The sequence below is a fragment of the Aneurinibacillus terranovensis DSM 18919 genome (assembly GCF_000430625.1).
GTDB classification, from domain to species: Bacteria; Bacillota; Bacilli; order Aneurinibacillales; family Aneurinibacillaceae; genus Aneurinibacillus_B; species Aneurinibacillus_B terranovensis.
Genome location: NZ_AUMJ01000004.1, coordinates 194,260 through 214,327, shown reverse-complemented (window position 1 = coordinate 214,327; position 20,068 = coordinate 194,260). Strand labels below are relative to the sequence as shown.

Below are 20,068 nucleotides of genomic sequence, written 5' to 3'. Positions count from 1 at the left end.
GGCTAGCCCCGGCGTTGCGCCTCGCTCTAGCCAGTTTGTTTATATTATAGAACTATCTACTGCATATATCGATATTTTTCGACAAGTACAGGCTGAAGTTGCTTTCCTTCGAGCGCCGCTTCGCACGTTTCCTTTATAAGTTCCATGCGGGCAACCAGAGAGTTCGGTTTTTTATCGGGTGCATCCTGGCCGTATGGGACCAGGTAAATATTTTTGGTTGCCATCAGTTTTGCAATATTGGCTGCATTCAGACCGAGTCCGTCATTCGTTGAAACCGCCAGAACAACCGGACGAAGGTTGCGCAGCGTCGCCTTCGTGGCCATCAGGACGGGGCTGTCTGTAACAGCATTCGCAAGCTTGCTCAGAGACGTCCCGGTACACGGGGCGATCACCATTACATCCAATTTCTTGGTGGGGCCAAGCGGCTCAGCATCAGGAATGGAAGTAATAATATGATGGCCTGTAATGTCCTTTAGCTGCTGCTGCCAATCGTCAGATGTGCCGAAACGTGTATCCGTACTGGCAACGGTATGTGTAATAACGGGGATTACATCTGCTCCCGCATCGACCAGCCTTTGAATTTCCGGCATCACTTCGGCAAATGTACAGTGGGATCCGGTTAACCCGAATCCGATTGTTTTTCCCTGTATATTCACTTTTTTCCCCTCCTGTTTTCCGTATGTTCAAAAACAAGCCGCGACAGAGTGTTAGCCATAATCTGTCCCGCTGTTTTCGGAGCAACGATTCCGGGTAAACTAGGAGCGAGAATTGCCTTGATTCCTCTTTTTTCCGCATAGCGAAAATCCGTACCGCCTGGCTTGGATGCAAGGTCAATGATAAGCGCACTGTGCTTCATGTTCGCAATGATCCGAGCGGTAATGATTTGAGCAGGAATCGTGTTAAAAATGATATCCACATCATCGATCTGCTGGCTTAATTCCTCGATAGGAAAAGGGGTTAATCCCATCTCAAAAATCCTCGCCAGATCCGCAGAATTTCTGGCGCCCACCCGTACATGGGCGCCAAGAGCGGCGAGCGTACGGGCCAACGATAACCCGACCCGACCCAATCCGAGCACGGCACTCGCCGAACTGTGAATCGTTATATCTGTATTTTGAATGGCCATCATAAGTGCGCCTTCCACCGTGGGAACCGAATTATAAATTGCCACATCATCACGGTTCATGAGCTCTTGTAAGCCAATGCTGTAGTTTTCCGCTTGTTTTTTAAGAAAGCTGCGGGCGATCCCTGTATAAATGCAGCAGGTTGAAGGCAAAGCAGCAAAATGGCTTTCCAGTAGTTGAATCGGTTTGGAACAAAAAATACTTTCGACATACCCCTGTTCATCCGAACCGACAACAGGCAAAATTAAAGCATCTACATCGTGTAAGACGTCAAAAGAGAGCGGCCGTTTCACTGCTCCTGTGAAGCTGCTCTCTAAATTGTCGAACCCGATTAAGGTTACGGTGGCATCAAGCTCAATGAATTTCTTAATGACTTCAAGCTGGCGGGCGTCTCCGCCAATGAAGGCAGCATGAATTCCCGTTAGCATATGATAACCCCTTTCAAATCATTTTACTGCAAATCTGCGTTCAGTTAAAGTACTAAAACGACTGCAGCAGTTCTGGTTACCCGGAATTCGTTGCGTTACACCCACATATTATTCAGAGACACTTTCACTGGTGACAGCTGCCCGCCAGCCAAATCGTTTTCTTTTATACTGTACTTTTTTCTTGCATTTCAATAATAATCATGTCGCTGCCAACTTTTCGAATCGATTTCCACGGAATGATGACTTCCTCTTTTTTACGGCCAAGTCCGAGAATGGTTCCCATCGGAATAATCATAGATTTGATTTGCCCGCTGCCGGGGTCAATTACCAGATCAGACTGTCCTACCGTTCCCATCCGTTCGCCGTTGTCCAAATCAATAATTTCTTTTCCGCCTAGCTCACTGAACCGCATGTTATTCCCCCTCCTCTTTTCCTATTTTAGCTTTATTCTCCCTTCCAATAAAAAAGACCAGCACCAAGGGTACCAGTCTTTCTCGTTTCATTTTGGCTGATAACGGATTTATCACGGATGCATAACGGAATTTATACGCCCGTATGGCCGAATCCGCCTTCCCCGCGCGTGGTTTCCGTCAGGGTTCTCACTTCGGTCAGCTGGATATGTGGAACCCACTGAAAGACAATCTGGGCCACTCTGTCGCCGCGTTCCACCGTAAAGGATTCTTCCCCGTGGTTGATAAGAATAACGCCAATTTCCCCGCGGTAATCCGCATCAATTGTGCCGGGTGAATTCAAGGTTGTAATGCCTTTTTTATATGCCAGCCCACTTCGCGGCCGCACCTGGGCTTCGAGGTTTTCCGGCATGGCCAGAGCAAATCCTGCCGGAATGAGCGCTCTCCCGCCAGGCGCGAGGGTGACAGGCTCCTTGACGGCGGCGCATAAATCGAAGCCGCTTGCCAGGTCTGTCATTTTTTTGGGGATCCCAATATCTTCGTTCCCCGGAAGGACTTTAATTTCAACCTTAACGTGTGACAAGAATATCGCTCCTCATATAATCTGGAATGGCATCAAGCGGGCTGACCAGCGCAGTCGCCATCTTGTGCTGAAAAATAGAGTCGATCACTTCTTTTATACTGTGGAGGGTAACACCTTCCACAGCCTCAATGACTTCATCGAGGCCCAGGTGGCGTCCGAGAAGCAATTCATTTTTGCCAAGCCGGTTCATTCGGCTGCTTGTGCTTTCCAGGCTTAGCATCAGGCTTCCTTTTAACTGTTCCTTACCCTTTTTCAGCTCTTCCTGCGTGATTCCTTTATCGCGCAGTTGGGCCACCGTGTTCATCATCACGTGATATACCTCTTCCAGTTGCTTTGTCGCCGTCCCGGTATACAGGGTGAAAACGCCGGTGTTTTTAAAGGAAGAGTGGTAAGAAAACACGGAATAGGCAAGCCCTCTTTCTTCCCGGACTTCCTGGAACAAACGCGAGCTCATGCTGCCCCCCAAAATGTTGTTCATTAAAATAAGGGAATAGATGTTTTTATCGCCTACGGGATAGCCGGGAAAGGACAAGCAAAGGTGAGCCTGCTCCGTATCCTTTTGCCTGCACAGGGTTCCGGCTGTGAATTCAGGTGTAACGTCCTCAACGAATTCAACAGGTGTGCGCGTAAAATCGGCAAAGTATGCAGTAATCTGCTTTAGCATGTCATCGGTCACATTACCCGCAGCGGTGATAACAGTCTGCCGGGGTGTATATCTGCCTTCAATATACCGTGTGAGATCATCTTTCGTCAGATTGTTTAATACGGACTCTGTCCCTAAAATACTGTATCCAAGCGGATGTTTCTGGTAAGATGCGGCGGCGATCATGTCGTGCACCAGATCATCCGGTGTATCATCATACATTTTAATTTCTTCAATAATAACATTCTTTTCTTTTTCAAGTTCCTGCTCATCAAATACTGAATGAAAAAACATATCGGCAAGAATATCGAGCGCGACCGGAGCATGTTCATCCAGAACACGTGCATAATAACACGTATACTCCTTTGATGTAAACGCGTTGACATGGCCGCCGATTTCATCGAAGGATTCGGCAATCTGCTTGGCCGATCGTGTATCTGTACCTTTAAAAAGCATATGTTCTATAAAATGGGAAATTCCATTTATCGGCTTATTTTCAAACTTTGAACCGGTGCCGACCCAGATTCCTAACGCAACGGATCGGACAGTAGGAATTTTTTCGATGATAACGCGCACCCCATTTTTCAGGGTGTATTTTTCAATCACTCAGGTTCCTCCTCTATTGCGCATTAAAAACGTTCGTACAAATATTTACTATAACAAATTTGAGCGATTCACTCAATAGAAACCCGTTTGGATGAAAGCGTTTCACTTACGGTGCCGATGGCGAGCTTTTTCCCTTTAATATATTCAATCAGACGCGGCAGTGTTTCTGCTGTTGGCTTCGTCGGATGCATCAGGATGAGAACGCCGTTTGAAACTTTGGGCGCAACCTGGCGAAACCAAACGTCCGGCGTAGGCTTGCGCCAATCGACGGTGTCTGCCGTCCAGAGAATCGTCTTCAGCCGAAACCTGCCGGCTGCCTTCACTACCCGGTCGTCAAAATCGCCGGACGGGGGAGCGAACAGCGTCGGCGTGACACCTGTAGCCTGCTGAATCGCTTCATTCGTTCGCGTAATCTCCTGTTCTATCCGCACCAGCGAAAGTTTGCTCATATCCGGATGGGAGTAGGCATGGCTTCCGATTTCATGTCCGGCTTCCGCTATTTTCTTCGCTTCATCCGGATATTTATTCGTCCAGCTTCCATCAAGAAAGAAGGTGGCTTTCACCCCTTCCTTCTTCAACGTATCCAGAATGCTAGGGAGATACTCGTTTCCCCAAGCGACATTAATCATGAGGGAGACCATCGGCTTATTCGGATTGCCGCGATAAATCGGGGCGGTTTTCAATTGATCAAGCTGAACCTGTGGAGGCACTTCTTTGTATACAATAAGGCGCGGATCCCACTTGCCCGCTGTCAGCATGTTGCTTGCTGTCGCCTGTTCGTCCATTACTAAACCGTTATAGCCGGGGATGGCTTTCCAGATGGGGTCTATTTTGGCGTCAACCGGCGGAATATTCGCTTTGCCAGCCTCACTCATCTCTTTCTGCCACTGGCTGATGGTATTCGTACTAACCATTCGCGTCTTGCGGGAAGCGATGTATTCCGTAACCGACCTCGAATCAACAATCGTATATATAATTACACAGACAAGTGCTACCAAGCCGAACTGTTTCATCGGTACAAAACACTCCTTATAAGGTTTGTACCACTTTATGCCCCCCGGTCCGGAGCTATGCACGAAAATAAAAAATAGCGACTATCTGTCATGAAAATGACGTCGCTATCTTGGTGTTTATTTTTGTTCCTGCTGCTGCTTTTGTTCCTTAAGAACGGCCTTATGAGAAAGATTGATGCGTCCCTGGTTATCAATTTCTGTTACTTTAACAAGAAGCTGATCCCCTATTTTTACTACGTCTTCTACCTTGCCCACCCGATCTTCCGCAAGCTGGGAGATATGCACGAGCCCATCCTTGCCGGAGAAAATTTCAACGAACGCGCCAAATTTTTCGATTCGTTTGACCGTACCGAGGTAGATTTGTCCCACTTCCACTTCACGTACGATATCTTCGATAATTTTCTTCGCTTTTTCGTTCATTTGACTGTCCACCGACGCAATGTAAACGCGGCCGTCCTGCTCAATATCGATCTTAACGCCCGTTTCTTCAATAATTTTATTAATGATACGGCCGCTCGGTCCAATCACATCCCGAATTTTGTCCGGATTAATCCGCATCGTAGTAATTTTCGGTGCGAATGGAGACAACTCCTTGTTTGGCTCGCTGATGGCTTCCTCCATTTTACCAAGGATGAAAAGCCGCCCTGCACGCGCCTGGGTTAACGCTTCTTCAAGAATCTGGCGATTAATGCCTTCGATTTTAATATCCATCTGCAGTGCCGTAATACCATCACGGGTACCTGCTACTTTAAAGTCCATATCACCCAGATGATCTTCCATCCCCTGAATGTCCGTTAGAATGGTGTAATCTTCACCATCTTTAACAAGTCCCATCGCAATACCGGCTACCGGCGCCTTAATGGGTACACCTGCCTGCATGAGCGCCATGGTGCTTCCGCAAATGCTGCCCTGTGAGCTTGACCCGTTCGACTCTAAGACTTCTGACACAAGACGGATCGTGTATGGGAATGTGTCCTCATCAGGAATAATCGGTTCAAGCGCACGCTCTCCTAATGCACCGTGGCCGATTTCGCGCCGGCCTGGCGGACGCAGTGGTCTTGCTTCCCCTACACTGTATGGCGGGAAGTTGTAATGGTGCATGAAACGCTTTGACTCTTCAAGCCCCAGTCCATCAAGGATTTGTACGTCCCCAAGCGCGCCGAGCGTACAAACGCTGAGAACCTGAGTTTGCCCGCGCGTGAAAAGACCGGAACCGTGTGCACGCGGAAGGACACCGACTTCGCAGCTAACCGGGCGAATCTCGTCGAGCGCGCGGCCGTCCGGACGGACTTTGTCAACCGTGATTAAGCGGCGTACTTCGTCTTTAACGATCGTGTGGAGAACTTCGCTAATCGCTTTCGCATCATCCGGATAGATTTCCGCAAAATGCGCGAGCGTTTCTTCATTAATCTCGTCGATGGCATCGTAACGTGCCTGCTTTTCTTCAATGCGTACGGCTTTAATGAGCCGCTCAGCGGCAAAATCACGCACAGCCTGTTCGATCGTTTCATCCACTTGGTGAAGATCGACTTCCACTTTTTCCTTGCCTATTTCTTCCGCTATGGCGGCAATTTGTTTCACTACTTTACGGATTTCGTCATGGCCTTTCATGAGCGCTTCCAACATGACTTCTTCCGATACTTCTTTTGCCCCTGCTTCAACCATGTTGATCGCGTCATATGTACCGGCTACCGTCAGGTTAATATCGCTTTTTTCCATTTGTTCAACGGTCGGATTGATCACAAGTTCCCCGTCCACTCTTCCGACAATTACCCCCGCGATCGGGCCGTTAAAAGGAATGTCAGAAATGGAGAGCGCTGCTGATGTACCGATCATCGCTGCTATTTCTGTCGAACAGTCCTGGTCAACAGACATGACCGTATTAACAACCTGTACTTCATTGCGGAAGCCTTCAGGGAAAAGCGGGCGAATCGGGCGATCAATCAGGCGGCTTGCGAGGATCGCTTTTTCGCTCGGGCGACCTTCCCGTTTGATAAATCCTCCCGGGATTTTTCCAACCGCGTAAAGCCGCTCTTCGTAATTTACAGTAAGTGGAAAGAAATCCAGTGGAGAAGGGTTTTTCGAAGCCGTTACCACGCTTAATACGACCGAATCTCCGTAACGGACCAGCACAGAACCGTTTGCCTGTTTGGCCAGTTTTCCGTATTCGATAGACATTTTCCGTCCTGCAAAATCAAATTCAAATACTTTTGCATCCATAAAAGAAATGGTGCCTCCTCTCTGTGACTTAACAAATGATACTTCGTCATCATTCTAGTATTTCCTGCAAAGCTTAGAAATAAAAGAAAATGTTGTTAATATGAACGAACATGAAAAAAGCGGGGAATCCCCGCTTTTTTTAAAACATAAACTATCGGCGCAAGCCTAATCTGTTGATTAATTCACGGTAACGGGCTACATCGTTATCTTTAAGATAAGCAAGCAAGTTACGGCGCTGACCAACCATTTTCAGAAGCCCGCGACGGGAATGGTGGTCTTTCTTGTGCGTACGCAAGTGGTCATTTAAATAATTGATTTTTTCCGTAAGGATAGCAATCTGTACTTCCGGTGATCCGGTATCGGACTCGTGTGTACGGTATTCTTCAATGAGTTGTTGCTTGCGTTCTTGTGTCAAAGCCATCCTGTTCACCTCCTCATGTAATCCCCTGTACCCTAGAAAACCGTTGGTGAATCGGTATTCCAAGCTACGGTTCATTAAACTTACAGAAGACAGTATACCATACCCTATGGGCCGAGTAAAGGAAAACGAACGGATTTTACTGGCGGGAACCCGCAGCAAATGCAGCGCTGGCGACATCGACATCCTGTTGAATCCGGGAAATGAGCGCTTCTACCCCGGAGAACTTCTGCTCTTCACGGATAAAGAACAAAAATTCAACATCTAGCTGTTTGCCGTACAAATCACCCATAAAATCTAAAATAAAGACCTCAAGCGTTTTAAACTTGCGCTCGTTTTCAAACGTAGGCTTGATTCCAACATTCATCACACCGTTGTACGCACGGCCATCATACCAGACACGCACGCCGTATACGCCGTTTTTCGGTATGATATAGGGTGCGGCCAGGTCAATATTCGCCGTGGGAAACCCGATTGTGCGTCCTCGTTTCTCTCCGTGCCCAACGAATCCGCTCACCCGGTAGGGGCGGCCGAGAAACTGATTGGCTTCCTTGATTTTTCCGCTGTATAAATACTCACGAATCAGGGTGCTGCTCACTTTTTCACCGAAACGATTAATCGGAGAAATAACATCGAGCTGATAGCGTCCACGTGCATGCTCCTGGAGAGTAAACGCAGTTCCCGCCCCTTTATGTCCAAACGTATAATCAAAACCTACCACAATGTGTTTTGGATGTAACCGCATCAAAAATTCATCAATAAAGTCTTCGGGATAGATGGCGGCAAACGAAATATCGAAATTTACGACATAGGCCATATCGACGCCCATTTTATCCAGCTGCTTCAATTTTTCCTCAAGCGGTGTCAGATACTGCGTATAACCGCTCTGTCCGAGCACTTCCCGCGGGTGTGGATCGAATGTCATAACAGCCGCCGGCACTCCTAAAGAACGGGCGCAATCGATCGCCTGCTGTATGACACGCCTGTGGCCGATATGAACACCGTCAAAATATCCCATAGCAAGCACGCATTCTCCCCCGTGAAAATCCGAAGCCAAAGGATAAACAATGCGCTGAATTTCCATATTGTCTCCCCCTCTAACTGAAACTAAAACACCTTGACAGGCTTTGATTCTACCCCTGTATCTCTATCTGTTTCCACAACGGCGTGCAGCGCAAGAAACGTACCGTCCGGCGCATATAAGCGCAGTTTATCGCCTTTTTCCCAATCCCCCGGGTTTACGTGACGCTGGCTGAGGCCGTTTAAAATAGCCTGGACCCTGCCCTGAGGAACATGCACGGCAGGGTATTGGATGAGCGCCCGATCGAGGGGATAGAGAAGCGTATGTAATGTATTTTCTTCTGCGGCTTTCGCCACTGTCTGCAATGTCACGCATTGTTCCAGAGTGAAAGGGCCGCTTTTTATTCGCTGAAGATAAGACATGTGCGCAGGGTAGCCAAGCTCACGACCAATGTCTGCACACAGCGTGCGAATATAGGTTCCTTTTGAACAGGAAACGGTGAAATGTACGGTCGGATATGGTTTGTCCAACCTAATTTCTTCCGGGTTGATTCCATAAATCATCACCTGGCGCGGCTGGCGTTCCACTATTTTTCCTTCACGCGCCAATTCATGGAGCCGCTTCCCGTTTACTTTGACTGCCGAATACATCGGTGGAACCTGGGTGATTGCACCCGTAAAGCGTTCGAACACGTAGCGAAGTTCCGCCTCGGTCAGATCATCCTGCTTTTCTTTCGTTTCGAGGATTTGGCCGCCTGCATCCTCCGTATCGGTCGCGATTCCAATCGTTAGTTCGGCCCGGTATGTTTTAGGTTCATCGTGCAAATAATCCGCGACTTTGGTCGCCTTTCCGATACAAATAGGAAGGACACCGGTTACGTCGGGATCGAGCGTACCGGTATGTCCAACTTTTCTCGTGCCGGCCAGTCGGCGAATCTTCATAACACAATCATGGGAAGTCATACCTTCCGGTTTAAAGAGAGGCAGGATTCCGGACAGTTCGCTCATGACTTTTCGCCCTTCTGAAACGCTTCCCGCAGCTTTTGTGAAAGAATTCTTTTTGCCTCCTCGATGGTTCCGTGGATCGTACAGCCTGCGGCCCGTACATGGCCGCCGCCGCCCAGCGATTTGGCAACGGCGGATACGTCGACGCGTTCCCGCGAGCGCAAACTGACTTTAACCTGGTTCTCCGCCTTCTGCTTATATAGGATGCCTACTTCAACCCCTTCGACATTCCGGCCGTAATTCACCAGTCCTTCGGTATCCTCATCCGCGGCCCCCGTTTCCAGCATATCACTCAGGCTAACCGCCATCGAGGCAACCTGGCCACTTTCCGAAAATTCAATAGTGGGCAGCACTCTGGTCAGCAGGGCGAGATACGGTTTTGTTATCGTCTCCAGCACTCGTTCGGCCACTTTTCCCGGCTCAACACCCGTTGAGAGCAAACTGGACGCGATGCCCATCACATGAGAAGTTGTGTTCGAATAGCGGAAGCCCCCGGTGTCGGTCAGAAGCCCTGTATAGAGGCAAACCGCTGTTTCTTTGCTAACCGGCAGTTTCATTGCTTGGATGAAATCATACAGCACTTCCGCTGTGGCGGCTGCCTCGCTGCGCACGAGATTAACAGTGCCGTATCCGTCATTCGTCGGATGGTGATCGATGTTCAGCAGTTGGCAGCCTTCCGCAAACCAATCGGCAATCTGTCCGACTCGAGCCTTATCCGCACAATCACAAGTGATAACGACATCATGCTTTTGCACATCTGCCTTGCTGGCATCAAGAATGTCTGAAGCGCCCGGCAAAAACATAAACTTCTCCGGGGTGGGGCCCTCATTGACAAGCGTCACCTGCTTGCCAAGCTGGCGGAGAAGCCAGCCCATTGCAAGCAGTGAACCGGTCGCATCCCCATCCGGGTTAACGTGGTTGACCACCAAAAAGCGGTCATTTTCTTTTATAAAGCGTTCTGCAGCCTGCAGGGAAACGGTAAAATCCGACATTACTCGTCTTCCCCTTCTTCCTGATGGATTTTGGTCAGCAGGGTTTCAATGCGGTTGCCGTATTCGACGGATTCGTCCACTTTAAACAGCAAATCCGGCGTGTGGCGCAAGCGGACCCGCCGGCCAATCTCGGTTCTCATAAAACCCTTGGCTTTTTCCAGCGCTTTTAGCGTGCCGCTCTGCTTTTCTTCATCGCCAAAAATACTGATAAACACCTTTGCCTGAGACAGGTCACCGGAAACCTCTACACCTGTTACGGTTACGAAACCAATGCGGGGATCTTTCAACTCGCGCTGAATAATCTGGCTTAATTCCTTTTTGATTTCCTCGCCTACGCGATTTGTGCGGACATTGCCCATTTGTTTCACCTCATTTACAAATAGCGCTACTGAGCTACTTCCTCCATGACAAACGCTTCGAGGATGTCGCCCTCCTTAATATCGTTGAATTTCTCTATTGTTATCCCACATTCATAGCCCTGTGCCACTTCTTTCGCATCATCTTTAAAGCGTTTGAGGGCATCGATTTTTCCTTCGAATATGACGATTCCGTCGCGGATGACGCGAACGCCCGCATCCCGTTGAATTTTCCCGTCGGTTACATACGATCCCGCAATCGTACCGACTTTTGAAACTTTGAACGTTTGGCGTACTTCAGCCTGCCCAATTACCTTTTCTTCATAAACAGGCTCAAGCATTCCTTTCATCGCAGCTTCAATTTCTTCCATGACTTTATAAATAATGCGGTGCAGGCGAATGTCTACCTTTTCAGCTTCGGCTGTCGCGCGGGCATTCGGGTCCGGACGAACATTAAACCCGATAATGATCGCATTCGAAGCGGAAGCGAGGATGACATCGGATTCCGAAATCGCGCCTACGCCTGTATGAATAATTTTAACCCGCACGCCTTCCACGTCGATTTTCTCCAAGGATCCGCGGAGTGCTTCAACAGAACCCTGCACGTCCCCCTTGATAATGACGTTAATTTCTTTAATATCGCCCTCTTTAATCTGGTTAAACAGGTCATCGAGTGAAACGCGAGCGCTGGCACGCAATTCGCTTTCACGGCGTTTCGTTGAGCGGCGTTCCCCGATTTGGCGTGCTGTTTTTTCATCTTCGAATACCATAAATCGGTCCCCGGCCTGCGGTACGTCATTTAAGCCGGTAATCTCCACTGGCGTGGACGGCGTTGCTTCTTTAATGCGGCGGCCTTTATCGTTGACCATCGCACGAATCCGGCCGTATGCCGTTCCCACGACAAGAGGATCTCCGATTTTAAGCGTTCCCGATTGGACAAGCACGGTGGCAACCGGTCCGCGTCCGCGGTCAAGTTCCGCTTCGATAACGGTTCCGCGCGCACGTTTATCGGGGTTCGCTTTTAGTTCCTGAACTTCGGCAACAAGGAGAATCATTTCAAGAATATCATCCAGCCCTTCACGTTTTAAGGCAGACACATGGACGAAAATCGTCTCCCCACCCCAATCTTCCGGAACAAGACCGTATTCTGTCAACTCCTGTTTTACGCGGTCCGGATTGGCCGCCGGTTTATCCATTTTATTCACGGCTACGATAATCGGAACATTGGCCGCTTTGGCATGATTAATGGCTTCAACCGTTTGCGGCATCACCCCGTCATCGGCGGCCACCACGATAATGGCGATATCCGTTACCTGTGCACCGCGTGCGCGCATGGTTGTAAATGCGGCGTGGCCCGGTGTATCCAGAAACGTGATTTTCTTGCCGTGCCTGATAACCTGGTAAGCTCCGATATGCTGGGTAATTCCCCCGGCCTCCGTGGACGTTACATTGGTCTCACGAATCGCGTCAAGCAGCGTGGTTTTCCCGTGGTCAACGTGCCCCATGATGGTAACAACAGGCGGACGCTCTTTCAGCGTTTCCGGTTCATCGACTTCCTCGATATTTTCAAAATCGTTGTAATCGAGTTCGATTTTTTCTTCCACCTCAATATCAAATTCGGCGGCAATAAGCTGAATCGTATCGGTGTCCACTTCCTGGTTAATTGTGGCCATGACTCCTAGGGCGAAAAGCTTTTTAATAATTTCGGAAGGAGCCTTCTTCATTTTCTTACCCAATTCCGCTACCGTCATCGGACCTGAAATAGTAATTTTCTCGACTTTTACTTCCGGCTTTGGTTCGGCAAGCGGCGTGTTCGGCCGTCTTTTGCCGTTGGCAATCCGGGCAGAAGCCTCTGTCGAAACTTTGTTGTCGTCGAAACGTTTGGGGTTTGCTTTTGATTTTTTGGTCGTTTTTCCACGCGTCTGATCGTGGCGGTCATCCCGGGCCGGTTTCGCTGCGGCCGGTTTTACTCCACCCGGCTTCGGGCGATTTGGTTTGTTTCTGTTAGGGCCGCTATGCTGGTTGGCATTCGATCCGGCATTGCTGTCTGATGCGGAACGATTGCCGCCTGTGCTTGCGTTTGGACGGTTGTTCCCTGAAGACTGAGGCCGGTTTACCCGCTGATTTTGACCGTTTTTATTTTTTTCACCGGCATGGGTATGCTGGCTGTGGTTATCGTTTCCAGGCCGCTGATTCTGGTTCTGGTTTTGATTGTGGTTCTGATTCTGGCTGGTCGTAGTTGTTTTCTTGTGTTCTTGTTTTTTTTCTTCCATATTCCCACTCTTTTCCGTATATCGCTGCTGCCCATCCGCACGTTCTTTCATTTGTTTGAGGTGCTGTTCAACCCGCTCCATCGTTGACGTTTCCAACATACTCATATGATTGTTAACCGAAACATGTAACTTGCCTAAAAGATTTGTTAGCTCTTTACTGCTTAATCCGATTTTTTTTGCGAATTCATAGACACGCATTTTACTCATTCATCCACCCCCGTTTGATTTTGACCGATTAACTGACCGATCTTTTTGGCAAAACCGGCGTCCGTTACACCGACGGCTACCCGCTGTTCTTTACCAAGAGCAGAGCCAAGTGTCACTCTGTCCCCATACAGGACACAAGGTACGTGATAATACGTGCATTTATCCATTATTTTTTTACGTGTATTCCCGGAGGCATCATTCGAGAGAATCACGAGCCGCACCTCTCCTTGCCGGACTGCCTTGACAATCGTTTCTTCCCCCGTCAAAACTTTGCGGGCACGCATGGCAAGACCTAACATCTGCTCAACCTTATTCATTCCACCACATACCTTGCGAATTCTTTTTCAAGCATGTCGTACATTTCGTCAGTAATTTCCATTTTTAACGGGCGATTCAGCAGCTTTTTTTTCTTTGCTGCGGCGAAAGCACTGCGCGACCGGGAAATATAGGCACCCCTTCCGGAAGCTTTTCCTGTCGGATCGAGCTTGACCTCCCCATCGGGCGTCCGGACAATGCGAATCAAGTCCCGCTTATCCATCATTTCCTGCGTTACAATGCATTTTCGCTGCGGAGTCTTTCTCGCTTTCACGAAATCTCTACTCCTTTTCTTCTTGATCAGTAACGTCACTGTTCTCAGCCGAAGTCGCGATTGCCTCACTTGTTTGCTCATCCTGGTGCTGTACTTCCTGTTTCGATGAAATGATAGAAACCGGTTCGGAAAACTCAAATCCTTCTTCCTGAGCCTGCGATTCACTCTTTATATCAATCTTCCATCCGGTCAATTTCGCGGCTAAGCGGGCATTCTGGCCCTTTTTACCGATCGCGAGCGACAGCTGGTAATCCGGCACAATCACACGGGTAACTTTTTCCCCTTCATACACAGTCACATGGACTACTTTCGAAGGGCTTAACGAATTGGCGATGTATTCGGCGGTATCTTCAGACCATTTCACAATATCAATTTTTTCACCTTTTAACTCCTGGACGATGGTCTGCACCCGCATTCCTTTCGGCCCGACACAGGCGCCAACCGGGTCTACATTCGGTTCCGCGGAATAAACAGCAATTTTGGAACGGTCGCCGGCTTCGCGGGCAACCGAGCGTATTTCCACCACACCATCAAAAATTTCCGGCACTTCCAGTTCGAACAAACGCTTAAGCAGGCCAGGGTGTGTACGGGAAACAAAAATTTGCGGGCCTTTTGTTGTTTTTTCTACTTTCGTGATAAAGGCTTTTACCCGATCACCCTGCTTAAATGTTTCGGTAGGCATTTTCTCATTGAGCGGCATTAGTGCTTCTACTTTACCGAGATCAATATAATAGAAACGGCTGTCCTGCCGCTGGACAATCCCTGTAATAATGTCCTGCTCACGGTCAATAAATTCGTTATAAATGATACCCCGCTCCGCTTCGCGAATACGCTGGGTCACAACCTGTTTCGCCGTTTGCGCCGCGATGCGGCCAAAGTCGCGGGGAGTGACTTCGATATCAACAACATCTTCCACCCTGTAATTCGGGTCGATTTCATGCGCTTCATCAACTGAAATCTGAGTCCGCGGGTCGGTCACATCCTCCACGATCGTTTTCCGGGCGAACACTCTTACATTCCCGAGTTCCCGGTTAATATCAACCCTCACGTTCTGGGCAGAATTAAAATTTCTTTTATAGCCTGACACGAGAGCGGCTTCTATCGCCTCGATCAAAACCTCCTTGCTAATGCCCTTCTCTTTTTCTATGTCGTGTAAAGCTTCAATAAACTCTGAGTTCATGACTATTAATGGCCCTCCTTTCAATCCTAGAAAACGACAGCTAACCGCGCCGTTGCTATTTTTTCGACCGGAATCAACGCGGTTGTTTTTATCTCTTTAACTTCAAGCTGCTTCCCGTCATAGGAAACAAGTTCACCTTCGAACACCTTGGCGCCGCCTACTGGCTCATATGTAGTGATGTGAACATGTTTTCCGACTGCACGCGTAAAATCCGCGTCTTTTTTAAGAGGACGTTCAGCCCCAGGTGAAGAAACTTCAAGAAAATAAGCGCCCGGGATCGGGTCGGCCTCATCCAGTTTCTTGCTTAGCTGTTCGCTGACCCGCCCACAGTCCTCGATGTCTACCCCACCCTCTTTATCGATATAAACCCGAAGAAACCAGTTGCTTCCTTCCTTCACGTATTCGATCTCAACAAGCTCTAGATGATCCTGCTGCAGAATGGGCACCACCAATTGTTCAGTAATGGCGATGACGTTTTTGCTCAAAAGCATAAACCCCCTAATTCATCAATATCAGTAAAATTTTCTTGCACGCCAAAGAAAAGTAAGTAAAACGAAAGAGTGGGTTTCCCCACTCTTCACATGCTTGCTCCGTTTTCCTTAGTATTACCAAAAAATATTATATCATAATCCCCGGATTCAGGCAAATGATAGGGAAAAATAGCCGGCAGACCACTCTTTCTTAATACGCTAAAAAAGTGAAAGCTGATTCGTTTCAGGCAGGTGGCTGAGGCAGTTATGTTGCTGGAGCAATTCAATGACAGATCGGGAACAGCGGGCCCTCTGCTGTAAATCTTCAATCGAGAGGAACTCCCCGTCTTCCCTTGCCTTCACGATGTTTTCCGCCGCGCTTGTTCCTACGCCTGCCAACGCGTTAAACGGCGGAATCAAATTGTCGCCGTCAATGATGAACTGGGAAGCGTGCGAGTGGTACAGGTCGACATTTTTAAAGTGAAAGCCGCGCTCACACATCTCCAGACACATTTCAAGCACAGTAAGCAGTGTTTTTTCTTTTGGCTGCGCCTCGTTTCCTTTCTCAACAATTTCCTTAATCCGCGCCCGAATTGCCGCCGATCCCTTCACAGCGAGCGCCACATCGAAATCGTCGGCGCGCACGGTAAAGTATGTCGCGTAAAAGTGAATCGGATAATACACCTTAAAATAGGCGATGCGGACCGCCATCAGCACATAAGCGGTAGCGTGGGCTTTCGGGAACATGTACTTGATTTGTTTACAGGACCAGATATACCAGTCCGGAACATTGTTCGCCTTCATCTCCTCTTCCATCTCAGGAGTCAGCCCTTTTCCTTTCCGCACGGATTCCATGATTTTAAACGCGAACGACGGTTCCAATCCTTTGTGGAGTAAGTAAACCATAATGTCGTCCCGGCAGCCGATGACATCTTTCAGCTCGCATGTTCCCTTCCTGACGAGTTCCTGGGCGTTGTTCAACCATACATCCGTTCCGTGCGACAGACCGGAAATTTGCACAAGTTCAGCAAACGTGGAAGGACGTGTGTCTTCCAGCATCTGTCGGACGAATTTCGTTCCGAATTCCGGTACGCCCAGCGTGCCAATATTACTGTCAATTTGCTCGGGGGTAACGCCCAATGCTTCCGTTCCGCTGAAGATTTCCATTACTTTCGGGTCGCCCACAGGAATTTTCTTCGGATCAAGGCCGGTAATATCCTGCAGCATCCGGATCACCGTCGGATCGTCGTGCCCAAGGATATCGAGTTTTAGCAGGTTATCGTGAATGGAATGGAAATCGTAATGCGTTGTTCTCCACTCCGCATTCTTATCATCGGCCGGGTATTGAATCGGGCAGAAATCATAGATTTCCATGTAATCCGGCACGACGATAATTCCCCCCGGGTGTTGGCCTGTCGTTCGCTTTACGCCCGTACAACCGGCGGCCAGACGGCTCATTTCCGCATTGCGCCACGTTACCCCTTTTTCTTCCGAGTATTTGCGGACGAACCCATACGCCGTTTTTTCAGCAACCGTACCAATCGTACCCGCCCGGTACACATAGTCCTCACCGAACAGTTCTTTCGTATAATTATGCGCAGTCGGCTGGTATTCACCGGAGAAATTCAAATCGATATCCGGCACCTTATCCCCTTTAAAGCCGAGAAACGTTTCGAAGGGAATGTCATGCCCGTCGCCAATCATCGCTATATCGCATGTCGGGCATTTTTTAGGAGGCAAGTCAAACCCGGATCCGTATTCACCTTTCGTGAACCACTCGCTATGCCTGCACTCCGGGCAGCGGTAATGCGGCGGCAGCGGATTTACCTCGGTGATCTCCGTCATGGTCGCGACGAAGGAAGAACCGACTGAACCCCGGCTCCCTACAAGATATCCGTCATCAATCGATTTTTTCACAAGCTTGTGCGAGATTAGATAAATCACGGAAAAGCCATGGGTAATAATGCTGTTCAGTTCTTTTTCAAGCCGCTTCTCCACAATATCCGGCAGCGGGTCGCCGTACCACTCACGAGCCCTGCTGTAGCTCATCGAGCGGATTTCTTCTTCCGCTCCTTCAATCTTAGGGGTGTATAAATCTTTCGGAACAATTTCCAGTTCCTCAAACCGGTCAGCAATCTCGTTCGGATTCGTAATCACGACTTCCCTGGCTTTCTGCTCGCCAAGATAAGAGAATTCTTCAAGCATCTCATTTGTCGTGCGAAAATGAGCATCCGGCTTGCGCTGGTCTTTCAGCGGGCTAAAGCCGGTAATTCCCTGAATCAGGATATCGCGATAAATTTTTTCGTTCGGGTCAACATAATGAACGTTGCCGGTAGCGATAACCGGCAGGTTCAGCTTTTCGCCCAGCTCAACAATTTTCCGATTCGCTTCCATAAGAATGTCCTCATTCGCTACCAACTGCTTTTCAATGAGATGCCGGTTGATTTCAATCGGCTGAATTTCCAGCACATCATAAAAACGGGCAACCGCTTCCGCTTCTTCAAAGCTTTTGTTCAGCACAGTTTCAAACAGTTCGCCTTTTTCACACCCTGAACTGATTAATAAACCTTCCCGATACTGGACGATTTTCGACCGCGGAATGCGTGGCGTCCGGTACAGGTATTCCGTATGGGCGAGCGAGACGAGCTTGTATAAATTCTTTTTGCCAATTTCGTTGATCGCATAAATATTGCAGTGGAACGGTCGTGAATTCTGAAGGTCCAGCCCGACGTGATTGTTTAAGTCAGCCAGATTGGTAATATTTTTTTCCAGGACGTCTTTGAGCATCATAAAAAACACGTACCCGGTTGCTTCGGAATCGTCGACAGCGCGGTGATGGTTTTCAAGGCTGACGTTGAATTTATCCGCCAGCGTATTGAGCCGGTGATTGCGCATGCCGGGATAGAGAAAGCGCGCCAGTTCGAGCGTATCGAAAAACGGATTCGTTACAGGCGGCAGCCCGAGTTTTTTGCAGCTTGCCTGCAAAAATCCCATATCGAAACGCGCGTTGTGGGCGACCAGCACATCCCCCCCGACAAATTCCAGGAATTCCCGAATAACCTGATCGAGCTCCGGTGCGTCTTTGACCATATCATTCGTAATATGAGTCAGCTCCTGAATGTTTAAAGGTATCGGCTCGTGCGGGTTAACAAATGATTCATAGCGGCCGATAATCTCCCCGTTCTTCATTTTGACTCCGGCAAGCTCAATAATTGTATGATTTACGACGGAAAGTCCCGTCGTTTCCACGTCAAAAATAACATACGTGTCGTTTTCGAGTTCCCGGTCCTGCGGCTGGTGGACAATAACGGTCGAGTCGGAAACAACGTTGGCCTCCACCCCGTACAGAACTTTAATCCCATGCTTTTTCGCCGCTGAAAATGCTTCAGGAAACGCCTGAACGACGGCGTGATCCGTAATGGCAACCGCTTTATGGCCGAAAGCGGCCGCCTGCTTGATGATTCGCTCTGCTGACGCAATCGCATCCATCGCGCTCATGTTTGTGTGGCAGTGAAATTCCACCCGCTTTTCCTCAGCCGTATCCTGGCGTGCAGCCACTGGTTTTACTTCGCGAATATCTTTTGCCGTCATCACCAGTTCACGCGCAAACGCGTCATCCTGCACCATACCGCGAACTTTTACCCATAAACCATTTTTAATGGCCGCCAGCTTCGGAATATCTTCCTTGTCATGGGCAAAAATCTTAACCTGAAGCGAGTCGGTATAATCCGTAACATTAAACGTGCACAGAGAGCGCCCGCTTCGCAGTTCACGCACTTCCGCACCGAATACAAGGCCCTGAATACAAATCCGGCCTTCCTCTTCTCTAATCTCGCGTATCGGAACCGGGTCATCCTTAATGTCATAGCCAATCTGCAAAACTTTTGGAACATCCGCTTCAGAAGAAGCCGGCGCGTCCTCCTTTTCTTTCTCGATCAACGCTTCAAGCGCACGCGAGCGGTCTTCTTCTTCCCTTTGTTCGACGAATTGTTGATAAGAAGCCTCATTTTGCTCCACGTGGTAGGTCAGACGCGTCTTTTCACCGCAGAGCTGTTCAATCGAACGGACGATAAACTCATCAACTTTGCGGCGCTTCATCATCTCCAGCGCAACTTCATTCGGTACGCTCAAATTAATCTGCTTATCTATCAATTCATAAGCCGCACTCTTCAAATAATTAGCCGTAGAATTAATATGAGGGACAACTCTATCAATAATGGTTGCCCAATAGTCCGTTAAAAAATCCGGTAAATTAACAGGGCTGGCATAACACAGCGAACAGTCCACTTCCGCAATGTGTTTAAAGGTCTGTCCCAACTTTACATAGAAAGCCTGGAATACGTTGGCCGGAATCATTTCCGGCAGTTGAAAATGAAAGTGCCATTTCTTTTTCTGCCTGTACACATCGAGTTTTTCAATCATGCCGCCGTTAAAATACTCATCAACAAATTCCGGTGGAATGGCAAGCTGTTCAAGGAGCATCCTGAATCGCTCCTGCTTTACTTTATGATCCTCCATATGTTACTACCTT

The 20,068-nt window shown here is 48.7% G+C and carries 18 protein-coding genes; all 18 read right to left on the bottom strand.

The annotated features are described in order from the left end of the window. Positions 1 to 56: 56 nt before the first annotated feature. The 18 genes from H525_RS0101080 to H525_RS0100995 all read right to left on the bottom strand — a co-directional run bounded on the left by H525_RS0101080 (position 57) and on the right by H525_RS0100995 (position 20,055). Positions 57 to 656, bottom strand: a complete 600-nt coding sequence (locus tag H525_RS0101080; RefSeq protein ID WP_027414657.1) for a dipicolinate synthase subunit B — start codon at positions 654 to 656, stop codon at positions 57 to 59. Continuing rightward, positions 653 to 1,552: a dipicolinate synthase subunit DpsA gene (gene dpsA, locus H525_RS0101075; protein ID WP_027414656.1), complete on the bottom strand. Its 900-nt coding sequence runs from the start codon at positions 1,550 to 1,552 to the stop codon at positions 653 to 655. Before dpsA ends, H525_RS0101080 begins: the two co-directional genes overlap by 4 nt. A 163-nt stretch (positions 1,553 to 1,715) precedes the next feature. Beyond that, positions 1,716 to 1,964: a YlmC/YmxH family sporulation protein gene (locus H525_RS0101070; protein WP_027414655.1), complete on the bottom strand. Its 249-nt coding sequence runs from the start codon at positions 1,962 to 1,964 to the stop codon at positions 1,716 to 1,718. 131 nt (positions 1,965 to 2,095) lie between these two features. After that, complete coding sequence (gene dut, locus H525_RS0101065; RefSeq protein WP_027414654.1) at positions 2,096 to 2,545, bottom strand: dUTP diphosphatase; 450 nt, start codon at positions 2,543 to 2,545, stop codon at positions 2,096 to 2,098. Beyond that, on the bottom strand, positions 2,532 to 3,794 hold the full coding sequence (locus tag H525_RS0101060; RefSeq protein ID WP_027414653.1) for a M16 family metallopeptidase: 1,263 nt from the start codon (positions 3,792 to 3,794) through the stop codon (positions 2,532 to 2,534). Before H525_RS0101060 ends, dut begins: the two co-directional genes overlap by 14 nt. Before the next feature lie 68 nt (positions 3,795 to 3,862). Next, positions 3,863 to 4,807, bottom strand: a complete 945-nt coding sequence (locus H525_RS0101055) for a polysaccharide deacetylase family protein (protein ID WP_027414652.1) — start codon at positions 4,805 to 4,807, stop codon at positions 3,863 to 3,865. Positions 4,808 to 4,924: 117 nt separating this feature from the next. Continuing rightward, entirely contained in the window at positions 4,925 to 7,027 is a 2,103-nt protein-coding gene (locus H525_RS0101050; protein WP_027414651.1) for a polyribonucleotide nucleotidyltransferase, read from the bottom strand. Between the two features lie 151 nt (positions 7,028 to 7,178). Then, positions 7,179 to 7,448: a 30S ribosomal protein S15 gene (gene rpsO / locus H525_RS0101045; RefSeq protein ID WP_027414650.1), complete on the bottom strand. Its 270-nt coding sequence runs from the start codon at positions 7,446 to 7,448 to the stop codon at positions 7,179 to 7,181. A gap of 136 nt (positions 7,449 to 7,584) precedes the next feature. After that, complete coding sequence (locus H525_RS0101040; RefSeq protein ID WP_027414649.1) at positions 7,585 to 8,529, bottom strand: bifunctional riboflavin kinase/FAD synthetase; 945 nt, start codon at positions 8,527 to 8,529, stop codon at positions 7,585 to 7,587. A 23-nt stretch (positions 8,530 to 8,552) separates the two neighbouring features. Beyond that, positions 8,553 to 9,473, bottom strand: a complete 921-nt coding sequence (truB, locus tag H525_RS0101035; protein WP_027414648.1) for a tRNA pseudouridine(55) synthase TruB — start codon at positions 9,471 to 9,473, stop codon at positions 8,553 to 8,555. Further along, complete coding sequence (locus H525_RS0101030) at positions 9,470 to 10,462, bottom strand: DHH family phosphoesterase (protein WP_027414647.1); 993 nt, start codon at positions 10,460 to 10,462, stop codon at positions 9,470 to 9,472. Before H525_RS0101030 ends, truB begins: the two co-directional genes overlap by 4 nt. After that, complete coding sequence (gene rbfA / locus H525_RS0101025) at positions 10,462 to 10,821, bottom strand: 30S ribosome-binding factor RbfA (RefSeq protein ID WP_027414646.1); 360 nt, start codon at positions 10,819 to 10,821, stop codon at positions 10,462 to 10,464. Before rbfA ends, H525_RS0101030 begins: the two co-directional genes overlap by 1 nt. Before the next feature lie 26 nt (positions 10,822 to 10,847). Continuing rightward, positions 10,848 to 13,298 carry a translation initiation factor IF-2 gene (gene infB, locus H525_RS0101020; protein WP_027414645.1) on the bottom strand — a complete coding sequence of 817 codons (2,451 nt, stop codon included), beginning with the start codon at positions 13,296 to 13,298 and terminating at the stop codon, positions 10,848 to 10,850. Next, positions 13,295 to 13,615 carry a YlxQ family RNA-binding protein gene (locus tag H525_RS0101015; protein ID WP_027414644.1) on the bottom strand — a complete coding sequence of 107 codons (321 nt, stop codon included), beginning with the start codon at positions 13,613 to 13,615 and terminating at the stop codon, positions 13,295 to 13,297. Before H525_RS0101015 ends, infB begins: the two co-directional genes overlap by 4 nt. Further along, positions 13,612 to 13,887: an RNase P modulator RnpM gene (gene rnpM, locus H525_RS25940; protein ID WP_027414643.1), complete on the bottom strand. Its 276-nt coding sequence runs from the start codon at positions 13,885 to 13,887 to the stop codon at positions 13,612 to 13,614. The genes H525_RS0101015 and rnpM overlap by 4 nt, the downstream gene beginning before the upstream one ends. Positions 13,888 to 13,894: 7 nt before the next feature. Then, entirely contained in the window at positions 13,895 to 15,067 is a 1,173-nt protein-coding gene (gene nusA, locus H525_RS22375; RefSeq protein ID WP_051330711.1) for a transcription termination factor NusA, read from the bottom strand. Positions 15,068 to 15,093: 26 nt separating this feature from the next. Beyond that, positions 15,094 to 15,552 carry a ribosome maturation factor RimP gene (gene rimP, locus H525_RS0101000; protein ID WP_027414642.1) on the bottom strand — a complete coding sequence of 153 codons (459 nt, stop codon included), beginning with the start codon at positions 15,550 to 15,552 and terminating at the stop codon, positions 15,094 to 15,096. Between the two features lie 204 nt (positions 15,553 to 15,756). Next, positions 15,757 to 20,055 (bottom strand): PolC-type DNA polymerase III, encoded by a 4,299-nt coding sequence (locus tag H525_RS0100995; protein WP_027414641.1) that lies wholly within the window; start codon positions 20,053 to 20,055, stop codon positions 15,757 to 15,759. Positions 20,056 to 20,068: the final 13 nt, after the last annotated feature.

Excerpts from the sequence above, each read along its gene's own strand:
- dpsA (WP_027414656.1), bottom strand. The coding sequence starts at position 1,552 with ATGCTAACGGGAATTCATGCTGCCTTCATTGGCGGAGACGCCCGCCAG.
- H525_RS0101070 (WP_027414655.1), bottom strand. The coding sequence starts at position 1,964 with ATGCGGTTCAGTGAGCTAGGCGGAAAAGAAATTATTGATTTGGACAAC.
- H525_RS0101055 (WP_027414652.1), bottom strand. The coding sequence starts at position 4,807 with ATGAAACAGTTCGGCTTGGTAGCACTTGTCTGTGTAATTATATATACG.
- H525_RS0101050 (WP_027414651.1), bottom strand. The coding sequence starts at position 7,027 with ATGGATGCAAAAGTATTTGAATTTGATTTTGCAGGACGGAAAATGTCT.
- rpsO (WP_027414650.1), bottom strand. The coding sequence starts at position 7,448 with ATGGCTTTGACACAAGAACGCAAGCAACAACTCATTGAAGAATACCGT.
- H525_RS0101040 (WP_027414649.1), bottom strand. The coding sequence starts at position 8,529 with ATGGAAATTCAGCGCATTGTTTATCCTTTGGCTTCGGATTTTCACGGG.
- truB (WP_027414648.1), bottom strand. The coding sequence starts at position 9,473 with ATGAGCGAACTGTCCGGAATCCTGCCTCTCTTTAAACCGGAAGGTATG.
- H525_RS0101030 (WP_027414647.1), bottom strand. The coding sequence starts at position 10,462 with ATGTCGGATTTTACCGTTTCCCTGCAGGCTGCAGAACGCTTTATAAAA.
- rbfA (WP_027414646.1), bottom strand. The coding sequence starts at position 10,821 with ATGGGCAATGTCCGCACAAATCGCGTAGGCGAGGAAATCAAAAAGGAA.
- infB (WP_027414645.1), bottom strand. The coding sequence starts at position 13,298 with ATGAGTAAAATGCGTGTCTATGAATTCGCAAAAAAAATCGGATTAAGC.
- H525_RS0101015 (WP_027414644.1), bottom strand. The coding sequence starts at position 13,615 with ATGAATAAGGTTGAGCAGATGTTAGGTCTTGCCATGCGTGCCCGCAAA.
- nusA (WP_051330711.1), bottom strand. The coding sequence starts at position 15,067 with ATGAACTCAGAGTTTATTGAAGCTTTACACGACATAGAAAAAGAGAAG.
- H525_RS0100995 (WP_027414641.1), bottom strand. The coding sequence starts at position 20,055 with ATGGAGGATCATAAAGTAAAGCAGGAGCGATTCAGGATGCTCCTTGAA.